Origin of the sequence: uncultured Rhodospira sp., from assembly GCF_937138205.1 — a bacterium.
GTDB lineage: Bacteria > Pseudomonadota > Alphaproteobacteria > Rhodospirillales > Rhodospirillaceae > Rhodospira.
This window is the reverse complement of sequence record NZ_CAKZOT010000080.1, coordinates 32,279-56,945: the sequence shown is the minus strand read 5'-3', so window position 1 is coordinate 56,945 and position 24,667 is coordinate 32,279. Positions and strand designations below refer to the sequence as shown.

Below are 24,667 nucleotides of genomic sequence, written 5' to 3'. Positions count from 1 at the left end.
GGCGCAAGTAGGACGGCGGATCGGCCTTGCGGTGCTCGCTGGGGCTCTTCTGTGGGCCCCGGCCGGCCCTGCGGCAGCCCAGTCGTTGGCGGCGCAGTGCCTGTCGACCGGTCCGGCCCAGGCCGTCTCGTCCTGCCGCCGCGCGTTCGAGGCCGACCGCAGCGACACCCGGGTCGCTGTGAAACTGGCCGAGGCGTTACGCTATAGCGGCGAGGCCGCCGAGGCGGTGCGGGTACTGGAACAGGCGCGGGCGGCAGGGGCTGGCGGGTCGGCGTTGGCGCACGCGCTCCAGGTCTCACGCAGCTATCTCGAAGAGCAGCGCTTCCAGGAGCAGCAGGCCCAATCCCGCAACGATGGCGGCGCCGCCGTCCAGCTCCAGGTGGCGCGGATCAAGTGCACCACCCTGAGCGGCCGGGCGGCCCTGGCGGCGTGCGACGAGGCCTTGCGGCTGGCCCCCAACGACAGCGAGCTTCGCGTGGCCCGGACCCGCCTGCGCGCCGCGCTGGGCGGCGCGGGAACGCCCTCCCCCGCACCAGCGTCACCCGCCCCGAGCCCGGCGCCGCAGCCGCAGGTGGTCGTTTTGCCCCCTCCCGCCGGGGTCGGTCATCAGGCCCTGGGACCCAAGCCACCGCCGCCCGGGTCGATCCCCGAGCCGATCGCGACCGCCCCGGAGACGGTCGCTGAGGCCGAAGCCGCCGAGGCACCCCCCGCGCCGCCGCCGGAGGACCCCGCACCCGCCGCGATCCCGGATCAGCAGCCCCCGGATCAGCAGCCCCCGGATCAGCAGCCCCCGGATCAGCAGGTTGTCTCGCTCCCTGAGACGGAGGCGGAGCCGGAGGCCGTCCGCGAACAGGCCCCGGCCGCACCGGACCCGGCGGACCAAGTCACCGACGCGCCGGCGGATCCGCCCGAGACGACGCCCGCCGCCACCAACGACGCGCCCCCGCCCGCGGACGCGAACACGCCGGACCAGGCGGATGCCCCTCAAAACACGCCGGCTGATGGAACACCTGATGCGGACTCGATCGCCCAGAAGCTGGAGGCCTTGAAAACCCTGCTGGTGCTCGGACAGATCAGCCGCGAGGAGTTCGCGGCCCGGCGGACCAGCATCCTCAACGCCGCGTTCGGCGACGTGACCGACCGCTCGGGCGGATCGGAAACCGCCGCCGATACGCCCGACGAGACGGCCGACGAGGGTCCCGGGGTCGAACTGGCGACCTTCTCAGACATCGACTTCGGCACCTATCACGCCCTGATCATCGGCAACCAGACGTATCGGGAACTGCCCGATTTGGGCACGGCCGCCGACGACGCGAAAGTCCTGGCCGAGATCTTGGAAACTCAGTACGGGTTCAAGGTCCGCCTGCTCCTGGACGTCGGCCGCGCCGAGATCATCGAAGCCCTGGATGCCTACCGCAACAGCCTCGGGCCGAACGACAACCTGCTGATCTACTACGCCGGCCACGGTTGGCTCGACGAAGGCGCCGACCAGGGTTACTGGCTGCCGGTCAACGCCCATCTGGACCGCCGCACCCACTGGGTGTCCAACGCCACCATCCGCGATGCGGTGCGGGCCTTGCGCGCCAAGCATGTGCTGGTCGTCGCCGACAGTTGTTTCGCCGGCACGCTCACCCGCAGCCTGACGGTGCCGGAGGCGCCGACGCCCGCCTATCTGCGCCGCATGGCCAGCAAACGGGCGCGCCTCGCCATGTCGTCCGGTGGCCTGGAGCCCGTGGCCGACAGCGTCGGCGATGGCCATTCGCCGTTCGCCAGCGCGTTCATCTCGACGTTGCGGGACAACACAGGCGTCATCGACGGCACCAACCTGTTCGCCCAGTTGCGCCGGCCGGTGATCCTGAACACCACACAGACGCCGGAGTATTCCGACATCCGCCTGGCCGGGCACGAGGGTGGTGACTTCCTCTTCGTGCGGGTGCAATAGGGCCGAGAGGGGCAATCGGGTGAACGATGCCTGTGGGAGCGAGAACCCTCCCAAGTGGTTTATTGGGGTCGCGAACACACAATCCGTCATTGCGAGGAACGAAGTGACGAAGCAATCCAGATCCTTGTGGGGCGGGGGTTGGCCCCCGCCCCACAAGGGGGCAATCCAGGGCGAATACATCATGAACAAGCCCTGGATTGCTTCGCCGGCGTCCAAAGACGCCGGCTCGCAATGACGGGTTTTGTGCGGGCCTCTGCCCCGGTGGTCCGTCTCGACGATGGGCCCACGTTCACCCGATTGCCCTGAGGGTCGAGCCCTACCCCATTGCCCGCAGGTCCTTGCGCATGATCTTGCCGGTGGTGGTCATGGGCAGGCTGTCGACAAAGGCGATGCGGCGCGGATAGGCGTGGGCGGCGTGGTGCGCCTTGGCGAAGTCCTGCAAGGCGCGAATCAACGCCGCCTCGCCGCCGTGGGCCTCGATCGCGCCCGGGACCGGCACCACGAACGCCTTGACGATCTCGGTGCGCTGGGGATCGGGGACGCCGACCACGGCCACCATGGCCACGGCCGGGTGCTTCAGCAGGCAGTCCTCGACCTCGCCCGGGCCGATGCGGTAACCGGCGGAGGTGATCACGTCGTCGTCGCGCCCGACAAACCAGACATAGCCGTCGTCGTCCATGCGCCCGGTGTCGCCAGTCAGCAGCCAGTCGCCGACGAACTTGGCCGCCGTCGCGTCGGGATTGTTCCAGTAGCCCAGGAACATGACCGGGTCGGGCCGGCGCACGGCGATGGACCCCAATTCGCCTGCCGCCACCGGCGCGCCTGTGTCCGGATCGACCACCGCCACCGTGTGACCCGGCACGGATCGCCCCATGGATCCCGGTCGTACCGGAAACAGGTCCGCGCAGTTCGAGACCACGAGGTTGCACTCGGTCTGGCCGTAGAACTCATTGATGGTCACGCCCAGGGCTTCCCGGCCCCAGTCCAGCAGGCCTTCGCCCAGCGTCTCGCCGCCCGACCCCACCGAGCGCAGGTCACCGCCGAAGCGGCGCGGATCCGGAACCTGCCGCAGCATCTTCAGCGCCGTGGGCGGCAGGAAGACATTGCGCACCCGGTGCCGCGCCATCAGGGCGAAGGCGCCCTCGGGATCGAACTTGGCGCCGCGATGGGCCAGAACCGGCACGCCGTGATGTAGCGACGGCAACAGCACGTCGATCAGGCCGCCGATCCAGGCCCAGTCGGCGGGCGTCCAGAACAGGTCTCCCGGCTTCGGGAACAGCCGTTGCGGCAACTCGACGCCCGGCAGGTGGCCGAGCAGCACGCGGTGAGCGTGCAGCGCGCCCTTGGGCTTTCCCGTGGTGCCCGAGGTGTAGATGATCAGCGCCGGGTCGTCCGCCGCCGTGTCCACTGGCGCGTGCGCCTCCGACGCGGCGGCCAGCGCCGCGTCCCAGGCGATCAGGCGTTGCGCCGGGTCCGCAACGTCGCGGGAGCCCGCCCCCAGGCAGATGATGGTGCCCAGGTCGGGCACATCGGGCAACAGGTCGGCGATGCGCTCGACCTGCGCCGCGTCGGTCACCAGCGCCCGCGCACCGCTGTCCGACAGACGGTAGGACAATGCGTCGAACCCGAACAGGGTGAACAGCGGCACGGAGATCGCGCCCAGACGCCACGCGGCGACATGGGCCACCGCCGTTTCCCATTGCTGCCCCAGCAGCACCGCCACCCGATCACCAGCCCCGACGCCCCGTCCGGCCAGGACGTTGGCCAGACGGCTTGAGGCCCGCCGCAGGTCCGCGAAGCTGTACCGGCGGACCGTGCCGTCCGGAGATTCTTCGATGATCGCCGGCGCCGCGCCCCCCTCACCGCCGGCGCAATGGCGGTCGCACACATCGACGGCCAGGGAGTACCGCTCGGGCACATGCCACGTGAACCGGCGCAGCAGGTCATCGAACGTCCCCGCCTCAGGAAGCATGGGACACATCCTCCCGGTTGGCATCGGCCCCATCGCATTGGCCCACGGTTCCGGCCCGGACCATGGCAAGAAGACAGGGGGTGGCGGCCGCCGCCTCGGACGGCGCGGTCACGGTGACCGTCACGGTCCGGGAGCCCTCGCCGTCCGGACGCGCCAGCATCCCGTCGAGCGGCGCGCTCCGCGTACCCGGCTTCGCCAGGGCGTGGGCCGTGGCCTCGGCCAGCGCGTCGCTGTCCGCCTCCGTCACGAGTTCGCCAAGCGGCCGTCCCACCAGTTGGGTGACAGACCGGCCGAACAGGTCCACGGCGGCGGGGTTCGCGTTCTCAACCCGGCCATCGGCGCTCAGGACAAGAATCGGCGCGGGCACCATGTCGAGCACGGCCGCCTGGCGGTCCGCGTACTCGCGCACAGCCTCCGCCAGGCGCCGCCGTTCCGCGTCCAAGGCACCGACGGCCTGCGCCAGAACCCCGATCTCGTCGCCCAGCAGATCGTGGTCCGGCACATTCACCGGCGCGTCGTCGCGGGCCGCCCGCACCGCCTCGGTCAGCCGCCGCAGCCGGTGCAAGCCACCGCGCCACAGCACCAGCCCAGACCACAGCGCCAGCCCGATCCCCAACAGGGCCACGCCACCGATGCCCACGGTCCACATTGGCGCCAACAGGGCTCGGTCAGCGGCGCGCACGGCGCGGGCCTGCTCCAGGTCGGCGATGATCTGGGTCACGGCGGCGCTCAGCCGATCCGACGCCTGATGCGCCCGTTCCAGCACCGCCGGCAGGTTCTGCGCCATGGTCAGGCGCTGGCGCCGCACCCGGAACACGCTGTCGGCGCCGTCCACCCCCTCGGACAGAGCCACCAGTTCGGCCTGAACCGCCTCCATCACCGGCATGGCGCCCCGATCACCGGCGCGGATGGCCGACGCGGCCCGGCGCAGGGACTCCTCGGCACGCGCGGCCAGGTAATCCAGGTCGGGGCCGCCGCCCGCGCCCGACGCCGCCAGCATCATGCCCACGGTCACCTGGGCGTGGCGCGCCCAGCCCCGGATCGCATTTGCCGCCTTGGTGCCGCTGGGACCGGGCGGAAAGGTGAGGTCCTGGGTCTCGAGCACGCCCGCCACCGCCTCCGGCGCCCGCCCCGCCAGCAACGCCTGCTCCAGGTCCGGCAACAGGTCGCCCAGCATCCCGAGCCGGGCGTTCAGGTCGGCGGTCGCCTGGCGCATCTGAAGGCGGCGGGCCACCAGGGCGTCCAGGGTCTCCAGCGTCTCCCCCACGTCCGCCACGGCGGCACGCAACCGATCGCGCGTTGCCGCCTCAAGCTGGCTGCCGTTCAGGGCGGCCAGTCGCGCCTCCAGGTCGGCCCGGGCGCGGTCGGCGGTTTCCAGGGCGGCGCGGCGCTGAGCGGTGTCGACAGCCGTGGCCAGGGCGCCGGCGGTCTCGGCAAGTGTGTCGCCGAGCCGGCTGACCTCCAGCATGTCGGAAAACCGAGGCAGAGCCGCGTCCAACAGGGCGCGCCGATCCTGCTCGTACCAGCGCTGAACGAACAACAACGCGCCGGCGAGCGCCAGACAAATCAACGCCAAGCCGCCGTGCCCAAGCAGCAGTCGCGTGGAAAAACGGGGACGGGGTGTCACGGTGGGCGGGTCCATTCTGCGACCACGGGGTCAGGGTTCGCGACCCACTATGCCATCGCCGCCGCCGAATGGCACCCATTGTGGCGAGCGCCTCAGGCCACATTCTGGCCCGTTATCCGGCAATCACCCGCGCGGTTCCAGCCGCCGCCACGCACAGAAACGCCACCGCGAGCAAGGCCCCACCCCCCACCGTGCACCAGACATGCAGCCGGTAGCCGCCCAGGAGGTCATCAAGGAGCAGACGGCGGAGGGTTTGAATGTCTTCGGGCGAGGCGCCCTTGATCGACTTGAGTCCATCGAGCCGGTCCCAGAACCGCCGCTTGCTCAGATCCATCAGAGCTGGGATGGCGAGAACGATCGAGCCCAGAAGACCGAAAGCGCCCCCGACGATCTCGATGGCAGCCAACCAAGTGGTCACGGAAGCGCTCTTCGCTTGATGGATCGATCGTTTTCCGGTTGAACGCTGACGGGCCGCGTCGCCCGCGCCGTGACGGCCAGCGGCACGAACGCCACGTCCATGCCCAGTGCTTTGGCGATCGCCCGGATCTTCCGATACGTCGGGCCGTCCTTGCCTTCGCCGCGTTCGATGGCGCTGATGGCCGATTGGTGCAAGCCGGCCGCCTCGGCGAGGTCGCGTTGCGACATCCCCGCCGCCAGACGCATCTCCCGGACCATCTCACCGATTTCCAGAGCAACGCTGGAGATGGGGGCTTCCGCCGCCAGATCCGGATGGTCCCGTTCGAGTTCAACGATCACGTCCATGACCGACGCACCATGGGTCTCCCGACGCTTCCGTCGGGGAAGGGCGGTCAACCGCTCAGACTTGGTTCGATCACTAGAGTCCTCCATGGGTATCACCCTCGCATAGACCGAGTGACAGACACCGCCGGTGGATCAGGTGCTTCAACTGATCTTTGAGGTCCTCATCGGCCCTCGACAACCGGCGAAACCCGCCGAGCACATGGATCACGACCCGCACCGCTCCATCTTCGTCTTGCTCTTCCACCGGCGCGAAGAGCGCACCAGGTTCTCCCGGAGTCTGGTACACAGGCAGGTCATCGAACCATCGCCAGACGGTGTATCCGACGAGATGGTCCAGAAGACCGTCGTATGCCATTCCTTTCATCTCAAGCAGGTCTTCAAAGACCAACTCGTAAGCCCGGTTTCTCTCGTGACGATCGCCAATCTCGATGATCCGGATCATGTCGTCCATGAACCGCCCCTCATCGTGCGGCCAGTCCATTGGCGTTTCGTAGAACTCGACCGTGATCCGCATCCGGACGTCCCAAATATAATGAATTCTGTATCACCCTGCAATGCGCCGCTCGGCATATCCAGCAATGCACGCGGACGCGCGCCATCAATGCCAGAACGAGCATTGGCACACAAGCAAACCCCCGCCGTCCGGCGGCGGGGGCGAAGACTTGCAGGAAGGGTGGGCGTGCGGATGGACGGGCGGCTAGGCGCCCCGCTTCAGGCCGCGTCCTGGTCCGTCTTGCGGTTGGCGTGGCTGGCGCCGGACCCGGCGCAGGCCCGGGCCGACTCACGGTCGGCCTTGGCCGCGTCGGCCCGGTTCATTTGCCGCCGCACGAAATCGTCGAACACCCATTGCGCCGGGCGCTGGTGCTCGAACGACACCTCCGGCGCCATGGGTCCATCGGTGCGGATGCCTTTCAGCGCCACCGTGAGCGCCTTCCACGGCCGGCGCACGGTGTCCTCGACCGCCGTCGCCTCGTAGCCGCAGTGCATCATGCAGTTGGCGCACTTCTCGTAGCGGCCGGTGCCGTAGCTGTCCCAGTCGGTGGTCTCCATCAGTTCCTTGAAGGTGGCCACCGAGCCCTCGTTGAGCAGGTAGCATGGCCGCTGCCAGCCGAACACGGTGCGCGTCGGATTGCCCCAGGGGGTGCAGTCGTAGGTCTGGTTTCCGGCCAGGAAGTCGAGATACAGCGACGACTGGTTCCAGCGCCAGCCCTTGCCCTTGCCGCGCGCGAACAGGTCGCGGAAGAGCTGTTTCGTGCGCTGGCGGTTCAGGAACACCTCCTTCATTGGCGCCCGCTCATAGGCGAAACCGGGAGCGATTGTCACGCCCTCGACGCCCAGATCGTCAGTCGCGAAGGAGAGGAATTCGGCCACCCGTTCCACCTCGACGCCCTCGAACAGGGTGGTGTTGCAGGTCACACGGAAGCCGCGCGCCCGCGCCTCGCGGATGGCCGCCGTGGCCTTGTCGAACACGCCCGTCTGGTCCACCGCCTTGTCGTGGTGCTCGCGGTCGCCGTCCAGGTGGATGGAGAACGTCAGGTACGGGCTCGGCGTGAAGTCGTCCAGGCGCTTCATCAACAGCGTGGCATTGGTGCAGAGATAGACGAACCGCTTCCGGGCCGTCAGGCCCTCGACGATCTGTTTGATCTCGCGGTGCAACAGGGGCTCGCCCCCGGCGATGGAGACCACGGGCGCGCCGCATTCCTCGGCCGCCGCGACGCAGTCCTCGACCGACAGGCGCTTGTTCAGGATGCTGTCCGGGTAGTCGATCTTGCCGCAACCGGGACACGCCAGGTTGCAGCGGAACAGTGGCTCCAGCATCAGAACCAGGGGGTAGCGCCGGGTGCCGCGCAGGCGCTGCTTCATCAGGTACGCGCCGACACGGACTTGCTGGATCAGGGGAACGCCCACGCTCTTAACCTCTTTGGAGATCGGAAGGAAACCGGCGCTTGGTCACGCCACGTGAAGGTCGGTGCGGTCGCGATCGGTATCGGGTTGAATGCCGCGTTCGGCCATGGCGTCGGCCAGGACGCGCGGCAGCTTGAACTGCATGTTTTCCTTGATGCCCTGGAGCTGCTCGACCGTCGACGGCGCCACCGCGTCGATCCGCGCGATCAGGTCGCGCACAAGTCGTTCCGGGGCCGAGGCACCGGCGGTCACCCCCACCAGCGACACCCCCCGGAACCACTCGTCCTGGACCATCGAGGCGTCGTCAATCAGGTAGCTGGGCACGCCCATCGTGACGCCGATCTCGGCCAGCCGGTTGGAGTTGGACGAGTTGCGCGCGCCCACCACCAGCAGCAGGTCGACCCGCGCCGCCAACTCGCGCACCGCCGTCTGCCGGTTCTGGGTGGCATAGCAGATGTCCTTGACGTCCGGCCCCTGGATGTTGGGGAAGCGCGTCTTCAGGGCATCGATCACGTCCTTGGTGTCATCCACCGACAGCGTGGTCTGGGTCACGTAGCCGACCATGTCCGGATCGCGGACCCGCAGGTTCTCGACGTCCTCGACCTTGCTGACCAGATGGACGCCGCCTGGGACCTGCCCGCGCGTGCCCTCCACCTCGGGGTGGCCGGCGTGGCCGATCATGATGACCTCGCGACCCTTGGCGGCGAGGTTCTGGCCCTCCCGGTGGACCTTGGAGACCAAGGGACAGGTGGCATCGATCACCGGCAGGGCACGGCGCCCGGCCTCCTTGACCACCGCCTGCGGCACGCCGTGGGCACTGAACACGGTCATGGCGCCGTCGGGCACCTCGTCCAGCTCCTCGACGAACACGGCACCCTGAGCGCGCAGGGTCTCCACCACGTGCTTGTTGTGCACGATCTCGTGGCGGACGTAGACCGGCGGCCCGTAGATCTCCAGCGCGCGCTCGACGATCTCGATGGCCCGTTCGACGCCGGCGCAAAACCCGCGCGGGCTGGCCAGAATCACCTGCAACCGTGAGGGCATCTCACCGGGAGGCGTGCGCGCCTTATCGACGGGCGGGGTGTGTTCAGGGGTGGTGGCGGTCTCGTCCACGGCGACCATCCTCGTGCAAAAGCTTGATTCCGGACCTTATCTAGCGGCCCACCCCAGGCGGATGCAAGGATGGGCTCACCTCAATCGACCAAGGGGCTTCCACCTGCGACGGATTCGCAACAGTGCGCGCCCCTTGCCCCGCACCGCCCCCCAGGGTAGGCATGAGGCCCCTGTCCCGCGGCCGAGAGACCCTTGCCCATGCCCACACTCGTCACCGGAGGCACCGGCTTCGTCGGATCCGCCGTCGTGCGCGCCCTGTTGGCGCGGGGCGAGGCGGTGCGCTGTCTGGCGCGGCCGGACGGCGACCGGCGCAACCTGGCTGGGCTGGACGTCGAGATCGCCGACGGAGACCTGACGGACCCGGCCTCGCTGAAGGCCGCCGCGCGGGGCGTGGACGCGCTCTACCACGTCGCCGCCGACTACCGCCTGTGGATCCCCGATCCCGCCGCCATGGAGGCCGCCAACGTCCAGGGGTCCCTGAACGTGATCCGGGCGGCGCTGGACGGCGGCGCGCGTCGGGTCGTCTACACCAGTTCCGTGGCGGTGCTGAAGCCGAACGACGACGGCACCCCGGCCAACGAGGACACACCGACCACCGAGGCCGACATGATCGGCGCCTACAAGGGCAGCAAGTTCCGCGCCGAGCAGGCCGTGCGCCTGCTTGTCGAGGCCGAGGGCGCGCCGGTGGTCATCGTCAATCCCTCCACGCCCGTTGGCCCGCGCGACATCAAACCCACGCCCACCGGCCGGGTGATCGTCGAGGCCGCGTCGGGCCGAATGCCGGCCTATGTCGACACCGGCCTGAACATCGCCCATGTGGACGACGTGGCGGCCGGGCACCTGCTGGCCTTTGACCGAGGCGCCGTCGGCGAGCGCTACATCCTGGGCGGCGAGGACATGACGCTGGCCGACATCCTGACCGGCGTGGCCCGCCTGATGGGCCGCCGCCCGCCCCGCGTCAGCCTGCCGCACGGCCTGATCCTGCCCTTCGCCCACGTGGCCGAGGCCGTCGCCCGGGTCACCGGCCAGGAGCCCTTCGCCACCGTCGACGGCCTGCGGATGGCCCGCAAGCGCATGTATTTCTCCAGCGCCAAGGCGGAACGGGACCTCGGCTATCGCGCGCGGCCGGCCGGTGACGCCATCGCCGACGCCGTCGCCTGGTTCAGGGCCAACGGGTTGGTGAGATGACGGCCGGCCTGATCGCCGCATGGGTCGACACCGCCCGGCGTCATCGCTGGCTGGTGCTGCTGGTCGCCCTTCTGCTGACCGCCCTGTCGCTATGGCTGGCGGCCACACGGATCGGCGTGTCCACCGACACCTCGACCATGCTGGACCCGGACCTGCCGTTTCAGCGTCAGAACCAAGCGCTGAAGGAGGCCTTCCCGCAGCTCGGCGGTGACCTGGTGGTGGTGGTCGAGGGCCGAACCACGGCGATGACCGACCACGCGGCGGCACGGCTGAGCAACGCACTGGCCGCCCGAACCGACCTGCTGGCGTTCGTGTCCGACCTGCAGGGGGACCCGTTCTTCCGCCGCAACGGCCTGCTGTTCGTGCCGCTGGACGACTTGTACGCCCTGTCGGACACCCTGGCCGAGGCGCAGCCGGTGCTGGGAACCCTGGCGGCGGACCCGTCGCTGCGCGGGGTGGCCGACCTGATGGACACGGTGGCCGACGGGCTGGCGAACCCCGGCACCGGAGCGCCGCCGGTGCCGCTGGCGCCGGTGCTCGACCGCATGAAGGAAACGACCCAGGCGCGGCTGGCGGGCGAACCGGCCCGGCTGGACTGGCAACGGCTGATCGGCGGCGAGACCGGCCCCCTGGCCGAGACCAACCGACGCCTCATCCTGGCCAAGCCGGCGCGCGACCTGACCGGCCTGTCGCCGGCGGGAGAAGCGATGACGGCGGTGCGCACCGCCGCGCGGGACCTCGGACTGACGCCGGAGAACGGTGTGACGGTGCGCCTGACCGGCGCGGCGGCCATGGAGACCGAGGAACTGAAGAGCGTGCAGACCGGGATGGACATCGCCGGCGCCATCACCTTCGCCGCCGTGGTGACCCTGTTGATCCTCGGCCTGCGCTCGCCGCGCCTGATCGGGGCCACGGTGATCACCCTGGTCGCCGGCCTGTGCTGGACCGCCGGCCTGGCGGCGGCGGTCGTGGGCACGCTGAATCTGATCTCGGTGGCCTTCGCCGTGCTGTTCATCGGCCTGTCGGTGGACTTCGGCATCCACTTCGCCCTCCGCTACAAGGAGGCCCGCGACCAGGGCGCGGACAACGCCGCCGCCCTGGACGAGGCCGCGCGCGGGGTGGGACCGGCGCTGGCCCTGTGCGCGGTGGCGGCGGCCATCGCCTTCCTGTCGTTCCTGCCCACCGACTACCGGGGGCTGGCGCAACTGGGCCTGATCTCCGGCCTGGGCATGGCCGTGGCCTTTGTCGCCAATCTGACGCTGCCGCCCGCTCTGCTCGGCCTGATGCCGGCAAGGGCCGGGCGCGGTGCCGCGATGGATGCGTCCGGGCGCCTTGCCGGCCGCCTGGAGGCCGCATTGCGCCGCCACGCGCGGACGGTGGCGCTGGTGGCGCTGGTCGTCGGCGTCGGCGCGGCGGCGCTGGCCCCGGGGGCGCGTTTCGATTTCGACCCGCTGAACCTGCGCGACCCGAACACCGAGTCCGTGGCCACGCTGTTCGACCTGATGGAAGACCCCCGGGTCACCCCCTACACCATGGACATCCTGGCCGAGGATCTCGACACCGCGGAGGCCCTGGCCGACCGCGTCGCCGCCCTGCCGGCGGTGGGCAGCGCCATCACCGCGCGCGATCTGGTGCCGGACAACCAGGACGAAAAGCTAATGGTGATCCAGGATCTGGCACTGTTCCTGGGGCCGACGCTGGCGGTCGATCCCCTGCCCTCGCCGGACGCCGAGGCACGCCGCGCCGCGCGCGCCGCCCTTGTGGACGCCTTGCGCCGGCTGGCCAGCACGCCCGGCGCCGACGCCGTCCTGCGCGACGCGGCCACCGGCTTCGCTGAGGCTCTGGCGCGGGCCGACACCGACGATGCGCTGGCCGCTGTCGCCGAGGGGCTGACCGTCGACCTGCCGCCGATGCTGGAGCGGCTGGAGACGTCCCTTGGCGCCCAGCCGGTCACGCTGGACGACCTGCCCCCTGCCCTCCTGGGCCGCTATCTGGCCCCGGACGGCCGCGCCCGGGTCGAGGTGCGCCCGGCGCTCGACCCTCGCGAGCCGGACCAGTTGGCGCGCTTCGTCGACGCGGTGCGGGCCGAGGTCCCCAAGGCCACCGGCTCCCCCGTGCTGATCCGGGAGTCCGGCCGCACCGTGGTCTGGGCCTTCGCCGAGGCGGCGGGCCTCGCGTTCGTCGGCATCACGATCCTGCTGGCCGTCACGCTGCGCAGGGGACGCGACATCCTGCTGGTGTTCGCGCCGCTGGGGCTGGCGGCCCTGTTGACGGTGGCCACGGCGGCGGTGTTCAACCTGCCGTTCAACTTCGCCAACGTGATCGTGCTGCCGTTGCTGTTCGGGCTGGGGGTGGCCAGCGCCATCCACCTGGTGCAGCGCGAGCGCGACGAAACGGACGTGAGTCGCGCCATGACGAGCAGCACGCCGCGCGCGGTGGTCTTCAGCGCGCTGACCACCATCGGCTCGTTCGGCTCCATCGCCGCGTCGAGCCACCCCGGCACCGCCAGCATGGGCGTGCTGCTGACCATCGCCATCGGCCTGACGCTGGTGTGTACGTTGGGCGTGCTGCCGGCGTTGCTGGCGCTGTGGCCGAGCCGGCGGCATCCGCCGCCCGGTTGATCCGTTCGGCCCTGCCGAACCGCACTCCTAAGCCGCTGACACCGTGGCCGCGTCGTACTCCGGCACCAGATCGCGCAGCCGCGCCAGGGCGCGGTCGGTATCACCCTCGCGGCAGGCCGCTTCCAGCGCGTCCATCAGGGCGGCCACGCGGGCGTGGTCCTGGTGGCGCGGGTCGGCGATCAAAACGCCCTCGCATTCCGTCGGCAGCGGCCGTTCGGCACCGTGGAAGATCTCCTCGAACAGCTTCTCGCCCGGGCGCGCGCCGGTGAAGACGATGGGGATGTCCTCGTCCGGCCGCAGCCCGGCCAGCCGGATCATCTGCCGCGCCACATCGACGATGCGCACCGGCTTGCCCATGTCCAGCACGAAGATGCGCCCCCGATAGGCGTCGGCGGCCGTGCCCAGGGCGGCGGCCTGCAACACCAGTTCGACCGCCTCGCGGATGGTCATGAAGTAGCGCGTCATCTCGGGATGCGTCACGGTCAGCGGGCCGCCGCGCGCCAACTGGCGCTGGAACAGCGGCACCACGGACCCGGTCGAGCCCAGCACATTGCCGAAGCGCACGGTGACGAACCGGGTGCGGCCCGGGCGATCCTGGTCGAGCACGTCCAGCGCCTGGCAATAGGTCTCGGCGGCGCGCTTGCCGGCGCCCATGATGCTGGTCGGATTGACCGCCTTGTCGGTGGAGATCATGACCAGGGTCGCCACGCCGTGAGCGCGGCAGACGTCGGCGACGTGGCGGCTGCCGGCGGCGTTGGTCCACAGGCCCTCGGTCGGGTTCATCTCAACCATCGGCACGTGCTTCAAGGCGGCGGCGTGGAACACCACGTCGGGCCGGGCCTCGGCAATGACCTGATCGAGCCGGCGCCGGTCCCGCACCGAGCCCAGGCAGCCGGTCCGGGCCAGGTCGGGGTACCGCTCGGCGATCTCCAAATCGATGGCGTAGAGGGCGAATTCACTGTTGTCCAACAGGGTCAGCGCCGCCGGCCCGAGCGCCGCCACCTGCCGCACCAGTTCCGATCCGATGGAGCCGCCGGCCCCGGTCACCAGGACCCGCCGCCCGCTGACCAGGGCGGCGATGGCGTCACGGTCCAGCACCGCCTGCGGGCGGCCCAGCAGGTCCTCGACCGAGACGGGGCGCACCTCCAGGCGGTCGGCGGCCCCGTCGCGGAGGTCGGTCGGGCGGGGCAGCCGGGCCAGCGTCAGGCCCAGCCGGTCGGCGACGTCGAGCAGCGCCTGCACGTCCTCGCCCGCCAGATTGGCGTCGGTCAGCACCAGCTTCATCGGCCGCTGATTGCGGCCGGACAGGGTGGCGACGATGTCCTCCACCTGGTCCAGCGTGCCCATGACCTCGACGCCGTGGATGTGGCGGCCGACCCGGCGCTTCTTGTGGGTGACGATGCCGACGACGCGGTAGCTGGCGCCCTGCTGGCGCTGCACGGTGCGCAGGAATAACTCGGCGCCGTCGCCGGCCCCCACCAGCAGCACCGGAATGGCGTCCGGATCGCGCCGCGCCTCGAAGCGGAAGTCCAGGCGCCCGTCCTTGAGCACCCGGTAGATGAAACGCGGCCCGCCCAGCAGGGCCATCAGCACGAACCAGTTGATGAGGAAGGCACTGCGCGGCAGGTCGTCCAGCCGCCCGGTCAGGAACATCGCCGGAACGAACAACAGGATCGTCAGCGTCACCGCCTTGGTGATGGCCACCAGGTCGCGCATCGACGCATAGCGCCAGATGCCCTTGTACATGGGCTGGTACAGGAACACGACCGCCGCGATCGCGGTGAACAGGACCGCGCCGATCGTCAGGGTCTCGGGCGCGACATGCACTTGCCATGCGTCGCCCACCCTCAGGTAGATGGCCAGCAGGAACGACAGGCCCGCCATCGCCACATCGTGGACATAGGCGATCCGAGCACGCGGCGAGGTGCTGAGGAACGGAGGCAGTAGGGCCAAGGCGGACGTCCCTGCGGTGCGGCGCCGACTCCGGATATCGGCGGAAACCCGACGAATAGGACATCGCGCCCCGCGAGGCCAAGAAAAACCCTCGGCGCCATGCCCTCGCGCCTCACCGCGCCGGGGCGTTGAAGTTGGCCGACTGGTTCACCGCCTCGCCGGTGGCCGGATTCTCGATCCGGAAGCGGAAGGGAGTCGCGGCCCCGTCCAGCGCCTCCGGCGGGGCCGAGACGTAGACGCGGAACGTGCCCACGCTGTCGCCGGTCACCGGCAGGCGGGCCGTGGCCGCATCCCCCGGCACCGTCTCGTGACCGACGATGTCCATGGTGGCCTGAGGCAGGTCCTCAACGGCGACGGTGAACGTGGTATCGGTGCGCTCCATGTTGAGGATCTTGACGGTATAGCCGTTGCGGATGGAGCCGTCCGAAAGCTGCACATAGAGCGGGCTGCGCTCGGCCAGGACGTTCACCTCCAGGCGCGAGCGGGTCACGAAGGCCGTGGTCATGACGGCGATGGCCACCACCAGCGCCGTGATGTAAATGAGGGTGCGCGGGCGCAGCCAGCGGATCGAGACGTCTTCGCCCCGCGCGCGGCGCGCCTGGTTCTTGACCGAGTCGAAGCGCACCAGTCCGCGCGGCAGGTTGAACCGGTCCATGATGCTGTCGCAGGCGTCGGCGCACAGGCCGCAGCCGATGCAGGCAAGCTGCGTGCCCTTGCGGATGTCCACGCCGGTCGGACAGACCTGATAGCACAGCGTGCAGTCGACGCAGTGGCCGCGCTGGCTGAAGTCCTCGGTCTTGCGGGCCTTGCCGCGCGGCTCGCCGCGCCATGCCTCGTAGGTGACGATCAGCGACTCGTCGTCCACCATGGCCGACTGGAAGCGGGCATAGGGGCACATGTAGATGCACACCTGTTCGCGCGCGTATCCCGCCAGCAAAAAGCAGAACCCGCCCACCACGGCGATGGTGCCGTAGGGCGCCGCGCCGGCCTGCAGCGTGACGATGTCCATCACCAGCGTCGGCGCGTTGCCGAAATAGAGCACGAAGCCCAGCCCGACCAGGAAGGCCACGGCCAGCCAAGCCGCGTTCTTCATCGCCTTGAGGCCGACCTTCCGGACCGTCAGGCGCCCCCGGTCGAGCCGCATCCGGTCGGCGCGCTCGCCCTCGATGGCCCGCTCGATGGTCACGAAGATGTCCGTGAACACGGTCTGGAAACAGGCAAAGCCGCACCAGACGCGCCCCAACAACGCCGTGGCGAAGAACAAAATGATGGACAGCAAAACCAGAATGCCGGTGAGGTAATAGACCTCCTGCGGCCAGATCTCGATGGCGAAGAAGTAGGCCTTGCGGTCCGGCATGTCGATCAGGATGGCCTGATCGGGCGCGTTCGGCCCCCGGTCCCAACGCAGCCAGGGGCCGACGAAGAAGATCGACAGCAGAACCCAGTTGGCGATCGTCTTGAGCCGGCGGAACGGCCCGTTCACATAGCGCGGATAGACCTTTTCGTGATCGCCGTACAAGGAGGCCTTGCGCGCCGCCTCCGCCGTGTTGGCCTTGGTCGTGGTCTTCTCCCGGGTCGACGTTGCGGCCACTCCGTCCGTTGCCGTCATGTGCCCTGTGCCTTTCTGGTCGTGCGGCCCGATGGGAATCGTCCGGACCGCTCCGACCGCGATCCCGGGTCCGTTCCGTCCGCCCGTGTGGTATCTTGTGTCTCGCTGTACCGCCTGCAACGCAGTCGCGACATTGATGTCGATCAAATCTTTCGTCGCCTGCGCGGGCCGCGCGCGGCCCCAACCCTGATCACGGACCGCCGATCCCAAGGACAGGAGCCCCACAATGGACTATAAAATCACCCACGGGCCGGCCTTTGCCCTGCTGGAAATGGACATGGCCCAGGGCGAAGAGGTGCAATGCGAATCAGGCGCCATGGTGTGCATGTCCGCAACCCTGTCATTACGCTCCAGCATGGGTGGCGGCTCCGGCGGTGGTGGAGGTTTTCTCGGCCGCGCCGTCGGCGCCCTGACCCGCTCGGCCATGGGCGGCGAGAGCTTCTTCGTCACCCACATCACCGCCACCGATGGCCCCGGGTACCTGGCGCTAGCCCCGGCCACGCCGGGCGACATCCACGACGCCGAGGTCGACGCCGCCACGCCGCTGATCGTGCAGGGCGGGTCGTTCCTGGCCTCGGCCCCCGGCGTGACGGTCGATCCCTCGTGGGGCGGCCTGCGCGGGATGCTCGGCGGCGAGGGTTTGTTCATGCTGCGGGCCAGCGGCACCGGCACGCTGTTCATGGCCAGCTTCGGCGCCATCTTCCGCCGCGACCTGGCGCCGGGCGAGCGCTTCGTCGTCGACAGCGGCCACATGGTCGCCTACCAGGAGGGCATGGCCGTGCAGACGCGCATGGTCGCCGGCGCCGGCGGCTTTTTCCAGCGCATGGTGACCAGCGCCACCAGCGGCGAGGGCCTGGTGATGGAGTTCACCGGTCCCGGCCCGGTGTGGATGCAAACCCGCAATCCAGAGGCCTTCTCCGGCTGGGTGCGCAGCCTGCTGCCCAACCTGAGCGGCAAGTCGAGCGGGCAGTGAGGCGGGATAACCGCCACACCTACAGGCTGATCGGCCACACGATCCATCCACGGGCGCTGGCACCCTTCGCGACGCATTGATAGGATGCGCCGCGTGCCGGCGGCCCCCGCGATGGGCCGGTGCGCGCCGGATGAGGTGTCCTCGTCCGCCCCTGGTGTTGTCCGTCAACGGCCGCGTCCCGCGCCGCCGGGTTGGCCGCCACAACAAAGGAGCCCTCGCCCCATGCGACCCCGCATCGCCGTGGCCGCCGCCGCGCCCTTGATCGCTTTTGGATTGCTGTTCTCCACCCCCACCGCCCACGCCCAGAGCAGCGATGGGTCCACCGCGCCGCCGGCCGACGGCGGCGGGTCCGGCATCGTCAGCAACGTCACCATGGGCCAGTGGCGCATCCACCACATTCCGGAACTGCGGCTGGGCCAGCCCACCATCGACCCCGCCACCGGCGCCATCTATCACCCCGTGGCCATCACCGGCACCTCGATCTCGTTCTACGTCATCGGCGCCGGCGAGCAGGAACTGTGGGAGGTGCCCGTGATCTGGGCCGGCGACCAGCCGACCGGCAACAAGTACCACAAACTGGACTACTTCGGCATTCTTGAGGAAACGGGCGGGCTTTACATCTATAGTCGTGAAACCGAGTAGAGCCGTGCCTTCGCGCCCTGGCCGGGTCGCGGTCTGGAGCCTGTCCCTGGTCGTGGCGGCCCTGGCGGTGGCGGCCGTGGGGATGGGCACGCGCGCGGCGCTGCCGCCCGCGCCGGAGCCGGCCCCGGCGCTGGCGTTGACGCCGTCCCGGACCCTGACCGTGGCCACGGTCGGCGGGGCGCTGCCGCTGTCCGGAACCGGGCCTGACGGGCGCGCGGCCGGCCTGCATGTCGCCGTCGCTCGTGCCGTGTGCGAGCGCCTGGACATCGACTGCCGATTCACGGCGGTGGCCCCCGACGGGCTTGTCGACGCCCTGGCCTCCGGCGCCGTGGACATGATCGCCGCCGATCTGGTCGCCGCGCCGGCGCGGGCGGCACGCGTGCACTTCGCCCCGCCCCATGCCCGCGCCGCGTCGCTGCTGCTGGGCCGTGCCGCCTCCTGGACCCATGCGCAGGGAAACGAGTTCGCGATGGAACACCTGGCCGGGCGGGTGGTGGTCACCGCCGCCGGATCGGACCAAGCACAAGCACTCCGGCGCCTGGCCCCGGCGGGCGCCAGCGTCGTCTTGGCGACCACCCAGGACGAGGCCCTGGCCGCCCTGCGACGCGGCGAGGCGGACGCCGCGTTCCTGCCCCTGGCCGTGGCGATGGAGGCCCTTGGTCACGTCGCGCCCGGCGATGCCCTGGTGCCGCTCGGCCCGCCGCGTATCGAGCACGGCGCCGGCGGGCCGGTGGCGCTGGCGACGGGCGCTGGTGACGGGATCCTGGCCGAGGCGGTCGACGCCGCCCTCACCGCCTTGCGCGACGAGGGACGCCTGCGGGCGCTGGCCCGGCTCAGCCCCGACCCTCTGGCGGCGAGCCCTCACCACGGGTCCGCAGAGGCCGGCCGATGACCCCCACACCGGGAGCCAAGCGCCCGCGTCCCGTGCTGGGGCTCGTGGTGGCGGCGATGGTCGTGTTCGCCCTGCTGTGCGCCCCGGCGGCGCTGGTCGGCTGGCGCGTTCTCGATCTGGCCCCCCACGTTGACGACGGGGCGCTGGACGCGGCCCGGGCGGAGGCCGACGCGTTGGCCACTGTTGCCCGCGCGGTCGAGGGCTTGCGTGGTCTGGCGCGGCAGATCCGCCACGCCCCGGCCGGAAGTGCGGGCGAACCGGCGCGGCAGCGGGCCGTGTCGCGCTTTCGCGTGCTGTCGAGTGATCCGGCATGGCGCGCCGGCCTGCCGGCGGCGTTCGGCACGGCCCTGGACGACGCCCGCGCCGCCGTCGACCGCCTGGCCGCGCACCGCAACGCCCAGACGCCCTGGACCACGCTGATCGCCGACCGCCTGCGCACGCTGGACCGGTTCGCGACCGCGCCGCAGGACGAGGCGGCCACGCCGCGCGCCCGCCAGCTTGGCCGGTTGAGCGAGACTCTGACCCTGGCCGCCCGCGCGCAGGCGCCTGCCCTGCCCTTCCTGGACCGCGAGGCGCGGCGGCTGGCGGCCCGGGCCATCGCCGCGCCTGGCCTGCCCGCCGGCCTGGACCGCACCGGTCCGCTGGGATCAGGGACTGGCGTGCACGCGGCCATGGCCGACGCCCTGGACATTCCGGCCGCGCGCCGGGCGGCCCTGCTCGACCAGGCTGCGGTCGACCGGCTGTGGCAGAGCGCCGACGGCACTCTGACCCGCGCCGCCGATCTCGCCCACACCACCGCCGACACGCGCCTGGCCGAGGCCCACGCGACCGTCGCCACCGGCTTCGTGCGTCTTCAAGACGCCCTGATTGCCGCCCTGCTGGCGGTGTTGGCCGTGGCCCTGGGCAGTGCGGTGCTTGCCGGGACGGCCTATGCGGCGCCGCTGGGGCGAATCGGCCGCCGCGCGGAGGTCCCGGCCGCCGCCCCCGTGCAACCGACCGCACCCGACCGCGACGCCGCCACGCTGCGGACCGCCCTGCTCGGCGCGGCGACGGAGGCCGCCGCCGGGCGCGCCCTGGCCGCCACGGCTCCCCTGCTGGCGCAGGCGCTGCCCGACGACCCGACCACCGCCGCGCGGGTGGCCTCGGCGCTTGGCCACCTGACGGCGGCGCCGGACACCCCCGCGCCGCCGCTCGACCTCCTGCTGGAGGACATCCTGGCCGTGCTCGGTCAGCGAAGCCGGGCCCGGGGCGTTGACCTCACCCTGGCCTGCCCGCCGGACCTGGCGGCCACGGCCCACCCGGGTTTGCTGGCGGCCGTGATCGGTTATGCCGTGGAAAGCGTCCTGTTACGAGTCGACGGCCCCGTGGATCCGGACCAAGCCCCGTCCCGCACCGTTTCGGTCAGCGTGCAGGGGAACGACAGCGGCGGCGTCCGCCTCACGATAGAGGATGACGGCCCGCCGCCGTCGGCCGCCGCGCGGGAGATCCTGACCGCCCACACAGCGCACGGTGCGGCACCGGTCGATCCCGCCACCCTTGCCGAAGCGCTGCGCGCCGAACCCGACGCGGCCGCCCTGCTGTTGGCCGACGGCCTGGCGCGGGCGGGACTGGGGCGGGCGCTGGAGCTCACCCTGGACACCGGTCACGGGCCTCGGGTGACCCTGCCTCTCGCTTGACGCACCTGGTCGAACCGCCGCACCGCCGGCCTCAAGGTTGGCCCGGACACGATGCCGCCACGCCATTGCCCCGCTTGGCCCGCCGCGATAGACTGAACGAATCCTGAACAGGGCGGATTGCGCCGGCGACGTTGTTTGAGTTGGTTGAAAGGCCCAGGGCATGGATCATGTCACGGTTTCCCTCCCCGAGCCCCTGAAGACGTGGTGCGAGACCCAGGCGAGCGCCGGCGGGTATGCCGACGTTGGCGCCACCGTCCGCGACCTGATCCAGCGCGACCACGCCCGGGCCGGGCTTCAGCGCGCCATCGACGAGGGACTGGCCAGCGGCGTCAGCGACAAATCGCTGGACGAGATCATGGCGGAGGCGCGGGCTCTGAATGCCGCTTGAATCGACGTGAGTGCATGACCATTCACGTTATCATAAGCCGTTGTGCGATTAAATGTCGCGGCATCGAAGGCGCGTGGCTACCGGGCATGGCGGTTGACACAGTGATGCTTCACCGGAAGTTGGCGAGATGAGCAAGTCCTACGTATTTGTCGTTCAGCCGAGCGGCGGGAAGACGAAGCCCCTCGCGATCGATGATGCGATGCACCAAATCCTCGATTTGGTGGAGTGGTTGCGCGCGCCCGCACGAGCCAGGGGAAACGTGTGCCGTTATACCTGGGTCTTGAAAGCAGCCACGACCAACAGCCCCCTAACGGTGGAAATCGCACCAGAAGCGACCGAAGAGGGCACCGATGTGAGCGGCGAGGCCGACGCCGACTTTGCCCGGGCTTCTGACGCAATGAGAGGCCTTTTGGGTGACATCAATACGGGCATCCCGGACTGGTTGGACCGAAAGGGATTGGTGGTCGGAAAACGTATACTGCAACGACACCAAGAACGGATCGGCCTGACACGTGTATATCGACGTGGGGAAGACGACAACGTTATCCATATTACCCCACACATCTCCAAAACGGCCCTTGATCATATTGAGTTATATGAAATTCCTGCTGGAAGTGACATTCCGAAACATACCTCCTTTGGCGAGGTCTTCGGCCGTATTCAAAATGTTGGGGAATACCGAAATCGGCCCGCCTTCTGGATCTTGACCAAGGGCGGAGACCGCATTACTTGTCGTCTGACCGAAACGCGCGCCAAGAACGTTGGAATGGATAAGACATTAACGGATGTATGGGAAGGAAAGCGGGTTCGTGTTGTCGGCCGCAAATACTACGGTGACGGTGGTGATATCCGCTATATTGAAGCCGAGGCGTTGGACATTATTAGTTTTTCTGCTGTCGGCCTTGACGCTATTTTGGATGACACGTTTACCGGCGGCATGAAATCTGAGAACTACGTTGACATGCTAAGAGGCGGAGATGGCTGAAAAGCGCATATACTGGGATTCGTGCTGCTTTATTAGCCTTATTCAACAGGAAGATGGAAGATTTCCCATATGTCGCAGCATATATACGGCCGCAGAAAAAGGAGATCTTGTTATTGTAACTTCTACATTGACGCTGTCAGAAGTATGCAAGGTTAGGTGCGAAGACGGAAAAACGAGGGAATATTTTCAGGAACAGCACGATCACTTATTGGATCGATTTTGGGACAACGATTTTTTTGATATTATTGATCTTTCCCCTTCTATAGCTACACATGCCAGAAATCTTTTTCGTCGCCATCCGAAGATAAAAAAACCAAACGATGCCATTCACCTCGCCACTGCATTGTTCTCCAATTGTGATGAGATGCACACGTTTGACGGAAATGATCTGCTCGGGCTGAGCGGTACCTTTCGCAGACGGGACGGCGAGGCCTTGGTCATAGGGCCACCACAACCATTGCAGCATGATCTTGTGACCTTGGCAAAAAAAGAAGACGATTTGGACGGGTCGTGAACACCCAACCAAGAGACTCGCTTCGCCCCCCACCCCATTGCCCGCCCGGTGATCCTCCGTTAGAACGGGCGCCACCTGATGCGACCCAGCCACGCACGGCCCGTGTGCCCACACGGGGCCGCGTTTGGCGTCCGCCCTGTCTTTAGCCCCTCCCGGAGGAGCCCATGCCCGCCTACCAGTACATCTACGTCATGAAGAACCTGTCCAAAGTCTACCCGGGGGGGCGGGAGATCCTGAAGGGCCTGACGCTGTCCTTCCTGCCGGGCGCCAAGATCGGCGTGCTCGGCCCCAACGGCGCCGGCAAGTCCACCGTGCTGCGCATCATGGCCGGAGAGGACACCGACATCGGCGGCGAGGCCTGGGCGGCGGACGGTGTCCGCGTCGGCTATCTTGCGCAGGAACCGCATCTGGACGAGTCCAAGGACGTCATGGGCAACGTCATGGACGGCGTGGCGGAGGTCAAGGGCCTGCTCGACCGCTTCGAGGAGGTCTCGGCCAAGTTCGGCGAGGTCACCGACGACGACGAGATGAACGACCTGATGGCCGAACAGGCCGACCTTCAGGAGAAGATCGACGCCGCCGACGCCTGGGACATCGAACGCCACGTCGAAATCGCCATGGACGCCCTGCGCTGCCCGCCCGGCGATGCCGATGTCTCAAAGCTGTCCGGCGGCGAGAAGCGCCGGGTGGCGCTGTGCCGCCTGCTGCTGTCCAAGCCGGACATGCTGCTGCTGGACGAGCCCACCAACCACCTGGACGCGGAATCGGTCGCCTGGTTGCAGCGCCACCTGGAAGAGTTCCCGGGCACCGTGGTGGCCGTCACCCACGACCGCTATTTCCTCGACAAGGTCACCGGCTGGATCCTGGAGGTCGACCGGGGCCGCGGCATCCCCTACGAGGGCAACTACTCCACCTACCTGGAACAGAAGGCCAAGCGCCTGGAACAGGAGGCCCGCGAGGAGAAGTCCCGCCAGCGGGCCATCAACCAGGAACTGGAGTGGATCCGCTCCTCGCCCAAGGCCCGCCAGACCAAGAGCAAGGCCCGTATCACCGCGTTCGACGAACTGGTCAGCCGCGCCGCCGACCGGGGGCCGGATCAGCTCTCCATCACCATTCCGCCGGGCGAGCGCCTGGGCAACCGGGTGATCGAAGCCGAGGGCCTGACCAAGGGCTTCGGCGACCGCCTGCTGATCGAGGGACTGGACTTCAAGCTGCCGCCGGGCGGCATCGTCGGCGTCATCGGCCCCAACGGCGCCGGCAAGACCACCCTGTTCCGCATGATCACCGGCCAGGACACGCCCGATTCCGGCACCCTGACCATCGGCGACTCCGTAAAGCTCGGCTACGTCGACCAGAGCCGCGACAGCCTGGACGGCAAAAAGACCGTTTGGGAGGAGATCTCGGACGGTCTCGACGAGATCGATCTGGGCAAGCGGAAGATCCCGTCGCGCGCCTACGTCGGTCAGTTCAACTTCAAGGGACCGGACCAGCAAAAGAAGGTGGGCCAGCTTTCCGGCGGCGAGCGCAACCGCGTGCACCTCGCCAAGATGCTGAAGAGCCACGCCAACGTGCTGCTGCTTGACGAACCGACCAACGACCTGGACGTGGAAACCCTGCGCGCGCTGGAAGAGGCGCTGCTGGAGTTCCCCGGCTGCGCCGTGGTCATCTCGCACGATCGTTACTTCCTGGACCGTATCGCCACGCACATCCTGGCGTTCGAGGGCGACAGCCATGTGGAGTGGTTCGAGGGCAATTTCGAATCCTACGAAGAGGACAAACGGCGGCGTCTGGGCGCCGACGCGACCGAACCCCACCGCATCAAGTACAAGCCCATCACCCGATGACCCCGGCCGCGGTCGGTCCGCCCGGCAAGAGGGTTTGACCGGCGACCGGACGCCGATAGGA

At 69.1% G+C, this 24,667-nt stretch carries 20 protein-coding genes; 11 read left to right on the top strand and 9 right to left on the bottom strand.

The features are described from left to right. Positions 1–31: 31 nt before the first annotated feature. Positions 32–1,942: a caspase family protein gene (locus Q0309_RS11280; protein ID WP_299440665.1), complete on the top strand. Its 1,911-nt coding sequence runs from the start codon at positions 32–34 to the stop codon at positions 1,940–1,942. Between the two features lie 316 nt (positions 1,943–2,258). On the opposite strand, the gene Q0309_RS11275 is transcribed toward Q0309_RS11280, so the two are convergent. The 7 genes from Q0309_RS11275 to ispH all read right to left on the bottom strand — a co-directional run bounded on the left by Q0309_RS11275 (position 2,259) and on the right by ispH (position 9,240). Continuing rightward, positions 2,259–3,914 (bottom strand): acyl-CoA synthetase, encoded by a 1,656-nt coding sequence (locus tag Q0309_RS11275; RefSeq protein ID WP_299440662.1) that lies wholly within the window; start codon positions 3,912–3,914, stop codon positions 2,259–2,261. Next, a complete protein-coding gene (locus tag Q0309_RS11270; protein WP_299440660.1) occupies positions 3,904–5,541 on the bottom strand; it encodes a PAS domain-containing protein in 1,638 nt (545 codons plus the stop codon). Before Q0309_RS11270 ends, Q0309_RS11275 begins: the two co-directional genes overlap by 11 nt. Before the next feature lie 112 nt (positions 5,542–5,653). Beyond that, positions 5,654–5,959, bottom strand: a complete 306-nt coding sequence (locus tag Q0309_RS11265; RefSeq protein ID WP_299440657.1) for a hypothetical protein — start codon at positions 5,957–5,959, stop codon at positions 5,654–5,656. Further along, positions 5,956–6,303 (bottom strand): helix-turn-helix transcriptional regulator, encoded by a 348-nt coding sequence (locus tag Q0309_RS11260; protein WP_299440654.1) that lies wholly within the window; start codon positions 6,301–6,303, stop codon positions 5,956–5,958. The genes Q0309_RS11265 and Q0309_RS11260 overlap by 4 nt, the downstream gene beginning before the upstream one ends. Positions 6,304–6,376: 73 nt before the next feature. Continuing rightward, the gene (locus tag Q0309_RS11255; RefSeq protein ID WP_299440652.1) at positions 6,377–6,817 is read right to left on the bottom strand and encodes a hypothetical protein; all 441 of its coding nucleotides are present in this window, start codon (positions 6,815–6,817) and stop codon (positions 6,377–6,379) included. Positions 6,818–7,014: 197 nt separating this feature from the next. Next, positions 7,015–8,211: an adenosyl-hopene transferase HpnH gene (gene hpnH / locus Q0309_RS11250; protein WP_299440650.1), complete on the bottom strand. Its 1,197-nt coding sequence runs from the start codon at positions 8,209–8,211 to the stop codon at positions 7,015–7,017. Positions 8,212–8,253: 42 nt separating this feature from the next. After that, on the bottom strand, positions 8,254–9,240 hold the full coding sequence (gene ispH / locus Q0309_RS11245) for a 4-hydroxy-3-methylbut-2-enyl diphosphate reductase (protein ID WP_366940596.1): 987 nt from the start codon (positions 9,238–9,240) through the stop codon (positions 8,254–8,256). Between the two features lie 279 nt (positions 9,241–9,519). Here ispH and hpnA point away from each other — a divergent pair, with 279 nt between their 5' ends. Both hpnA and Q0309_RS11235 read left to right on the top strand, forming a co-directional pair. Then, positions 9,520–10,509, top strand: a complete 990-nt coding sequence (hpnA, locus tag Q0309_RS11240) for a hopanoid-associated sugar epimerase (RefSeq protein ID WP_299440647.1) — start codon at positions 9,520–9,522, stop codon at positions 10,507–10,509. Next, on the top strand, positions 10,506–13,130 hold the full coding sequence (locus tag Q0309_RS11235; RefSeq protein ID WP_299440644.1) for an MMPL family transporter: 2,625 nt from the start codon (positions 10,506–10,508) through the stop codon (positions 13,128–13,130). The genes hpnA and Q0309_RS11235 overlap by 4 nt, the downstream gene beginning before the upstream one ends. 27 nt (positions 13,131–13,157) lie before the next feature. On the opposite strand, the gene Q0309_RS11230 is transcribed toward Q0309_RS11235, so the two are convergent. Both Q0309_RS11230 and ccoG read right to left on the bottom strand, forming a co-directional pair. Further along, complete coding sequence (locus tag Q0309_RS11230; RefSeq protein WP_366940595.1) at positions 13,158–15,083, bottom strand: nucleoside-diphosphate sugar epimerase/dehydratase; 1,926 nt, start codon at positions 15,081–15,083, stop codon at positions 13,158–13,160. A gap of 112 nt (positions 15,084–15,195) precedes the next feature. Continuing rightward, positions 15,196–16,692 carry a cytochrome c oxidase accessory protein CcoG gene (gene ccoG, locus Q0309_RS11225; RefSeq protein ID WP_299440641.1) on the bottom strand — a complete coding sequence of 499 codons (1,497 nt, stop codon included), beginning with the start codon at positions 16,690–16,692 and terminating at the stop codon, positions 15,196–15,198. Positions 16,693–16,918: 226 nt separating this feature from the next. On the opposite strand from ccoG, the gene Q0309_RS11220 reads away from it, so the two are divergent. From Q0309_RS11220 to ettA, 8 genes are all read left to right on the top strand, one after another. Further along, complete coding sequence (locus tag Q0309_RS11220) at positions 16,919–17,665, top strand: TIGR00266 family protein (protein WP_299440638.1); 747 nt, start codon at positions 16,919–16,921, stop codon at positions 17,663–17,665. A gap of 222 nt (positions 17,666–17,887) precedes the next feature. Next, complete coding sequence (locus tag Q0309_RS11215) at positions 17,888–18,307, top strand: hypothetical protein (protein ID WP_299440635.1); 420 nt, start codon at positions 17,888–17,890, stop codon at positions 18,305–18,307. Positions 18,308–18,311: 4 nt separating this feature from the next. Next, the gene (locus Q0309_RS11210) at positions 18,312–19,199 is read left to right on the top strand and encodes an ABC transporter substrate-binding protein (RefSeq protein WP_299440632.1); all 888 of its coding nucleotides are present in this window, start codon (positions 18,312–18,314) and stop codon (positions 19,197–19,199) included. Next, positions 19,196–20,875: a hypothetical protein gene (locus tag Q0309_RS11205; RefSeq protein WP_299440630.1), complete on the top strand. Its 1,680-nt coding sequence runs from the start codon at positions 19,196–19,198 to the stop codon at positions 20,873–20,875. Before Q0309_RS11210 ends, Q0309_RS11205 begins: the two co-directional genes overlap by 4 nt. A gap of 160 nt (positions 20,876–21,035) precedes the next feature. Then, positions 21,036–21,263: a type II toxin-antitoxin system ParD family antitoxin gene (locus Q0309_RS11200; protein ID WP_299440627.1), complete on the top strand. Its 228-nt coding sequence runs from the start codon at positions 21,036–21,038 to the stop codon at positions 21,261–21,263. Positions 21,264–21,390: 127 nt separating this feature from the next. Continuing rightward, positions 21,391–22,248 (top strand): hypothetical protein, encoded by an 858-nt coding sequence (locus tag Q0309_RS11195; RefSeq protein ID WP_299440624.1) that lies wholly within the window; start codon positions 21,391–21,393, stop codon positions 22,246–22,248. Then, positions 22,241–22,762, top strand: coding sequence for a type II toxin-antitoxin system VapC family toxin (locus Q0309_RS11190; RefSeq protein ID WP_299440621.1), 522 nt, complete (start codon positions 22,241–22,243; stop codon positions 22,760–22,762). The genes Q0309_RS11195 and Q0309_RS11190 overlap by 8 nt, the downstream gene beginning before the upstream one ends. Before the next feature lie 164 nt (positions 22,763–22,926). Then, complete coding sequence (gene ettA / locus Q0309_RS11185) at positions 22,927–24,606, top strand: energy-dependent translational throttle protein EttA (protein WP_299440618.1); 1,680 nt, start codon at positions 22,927–22,929, stop codon at positions 24,604–24,606. Positions 24,607–24,667 lie beyond the last annotated feature (61 nt).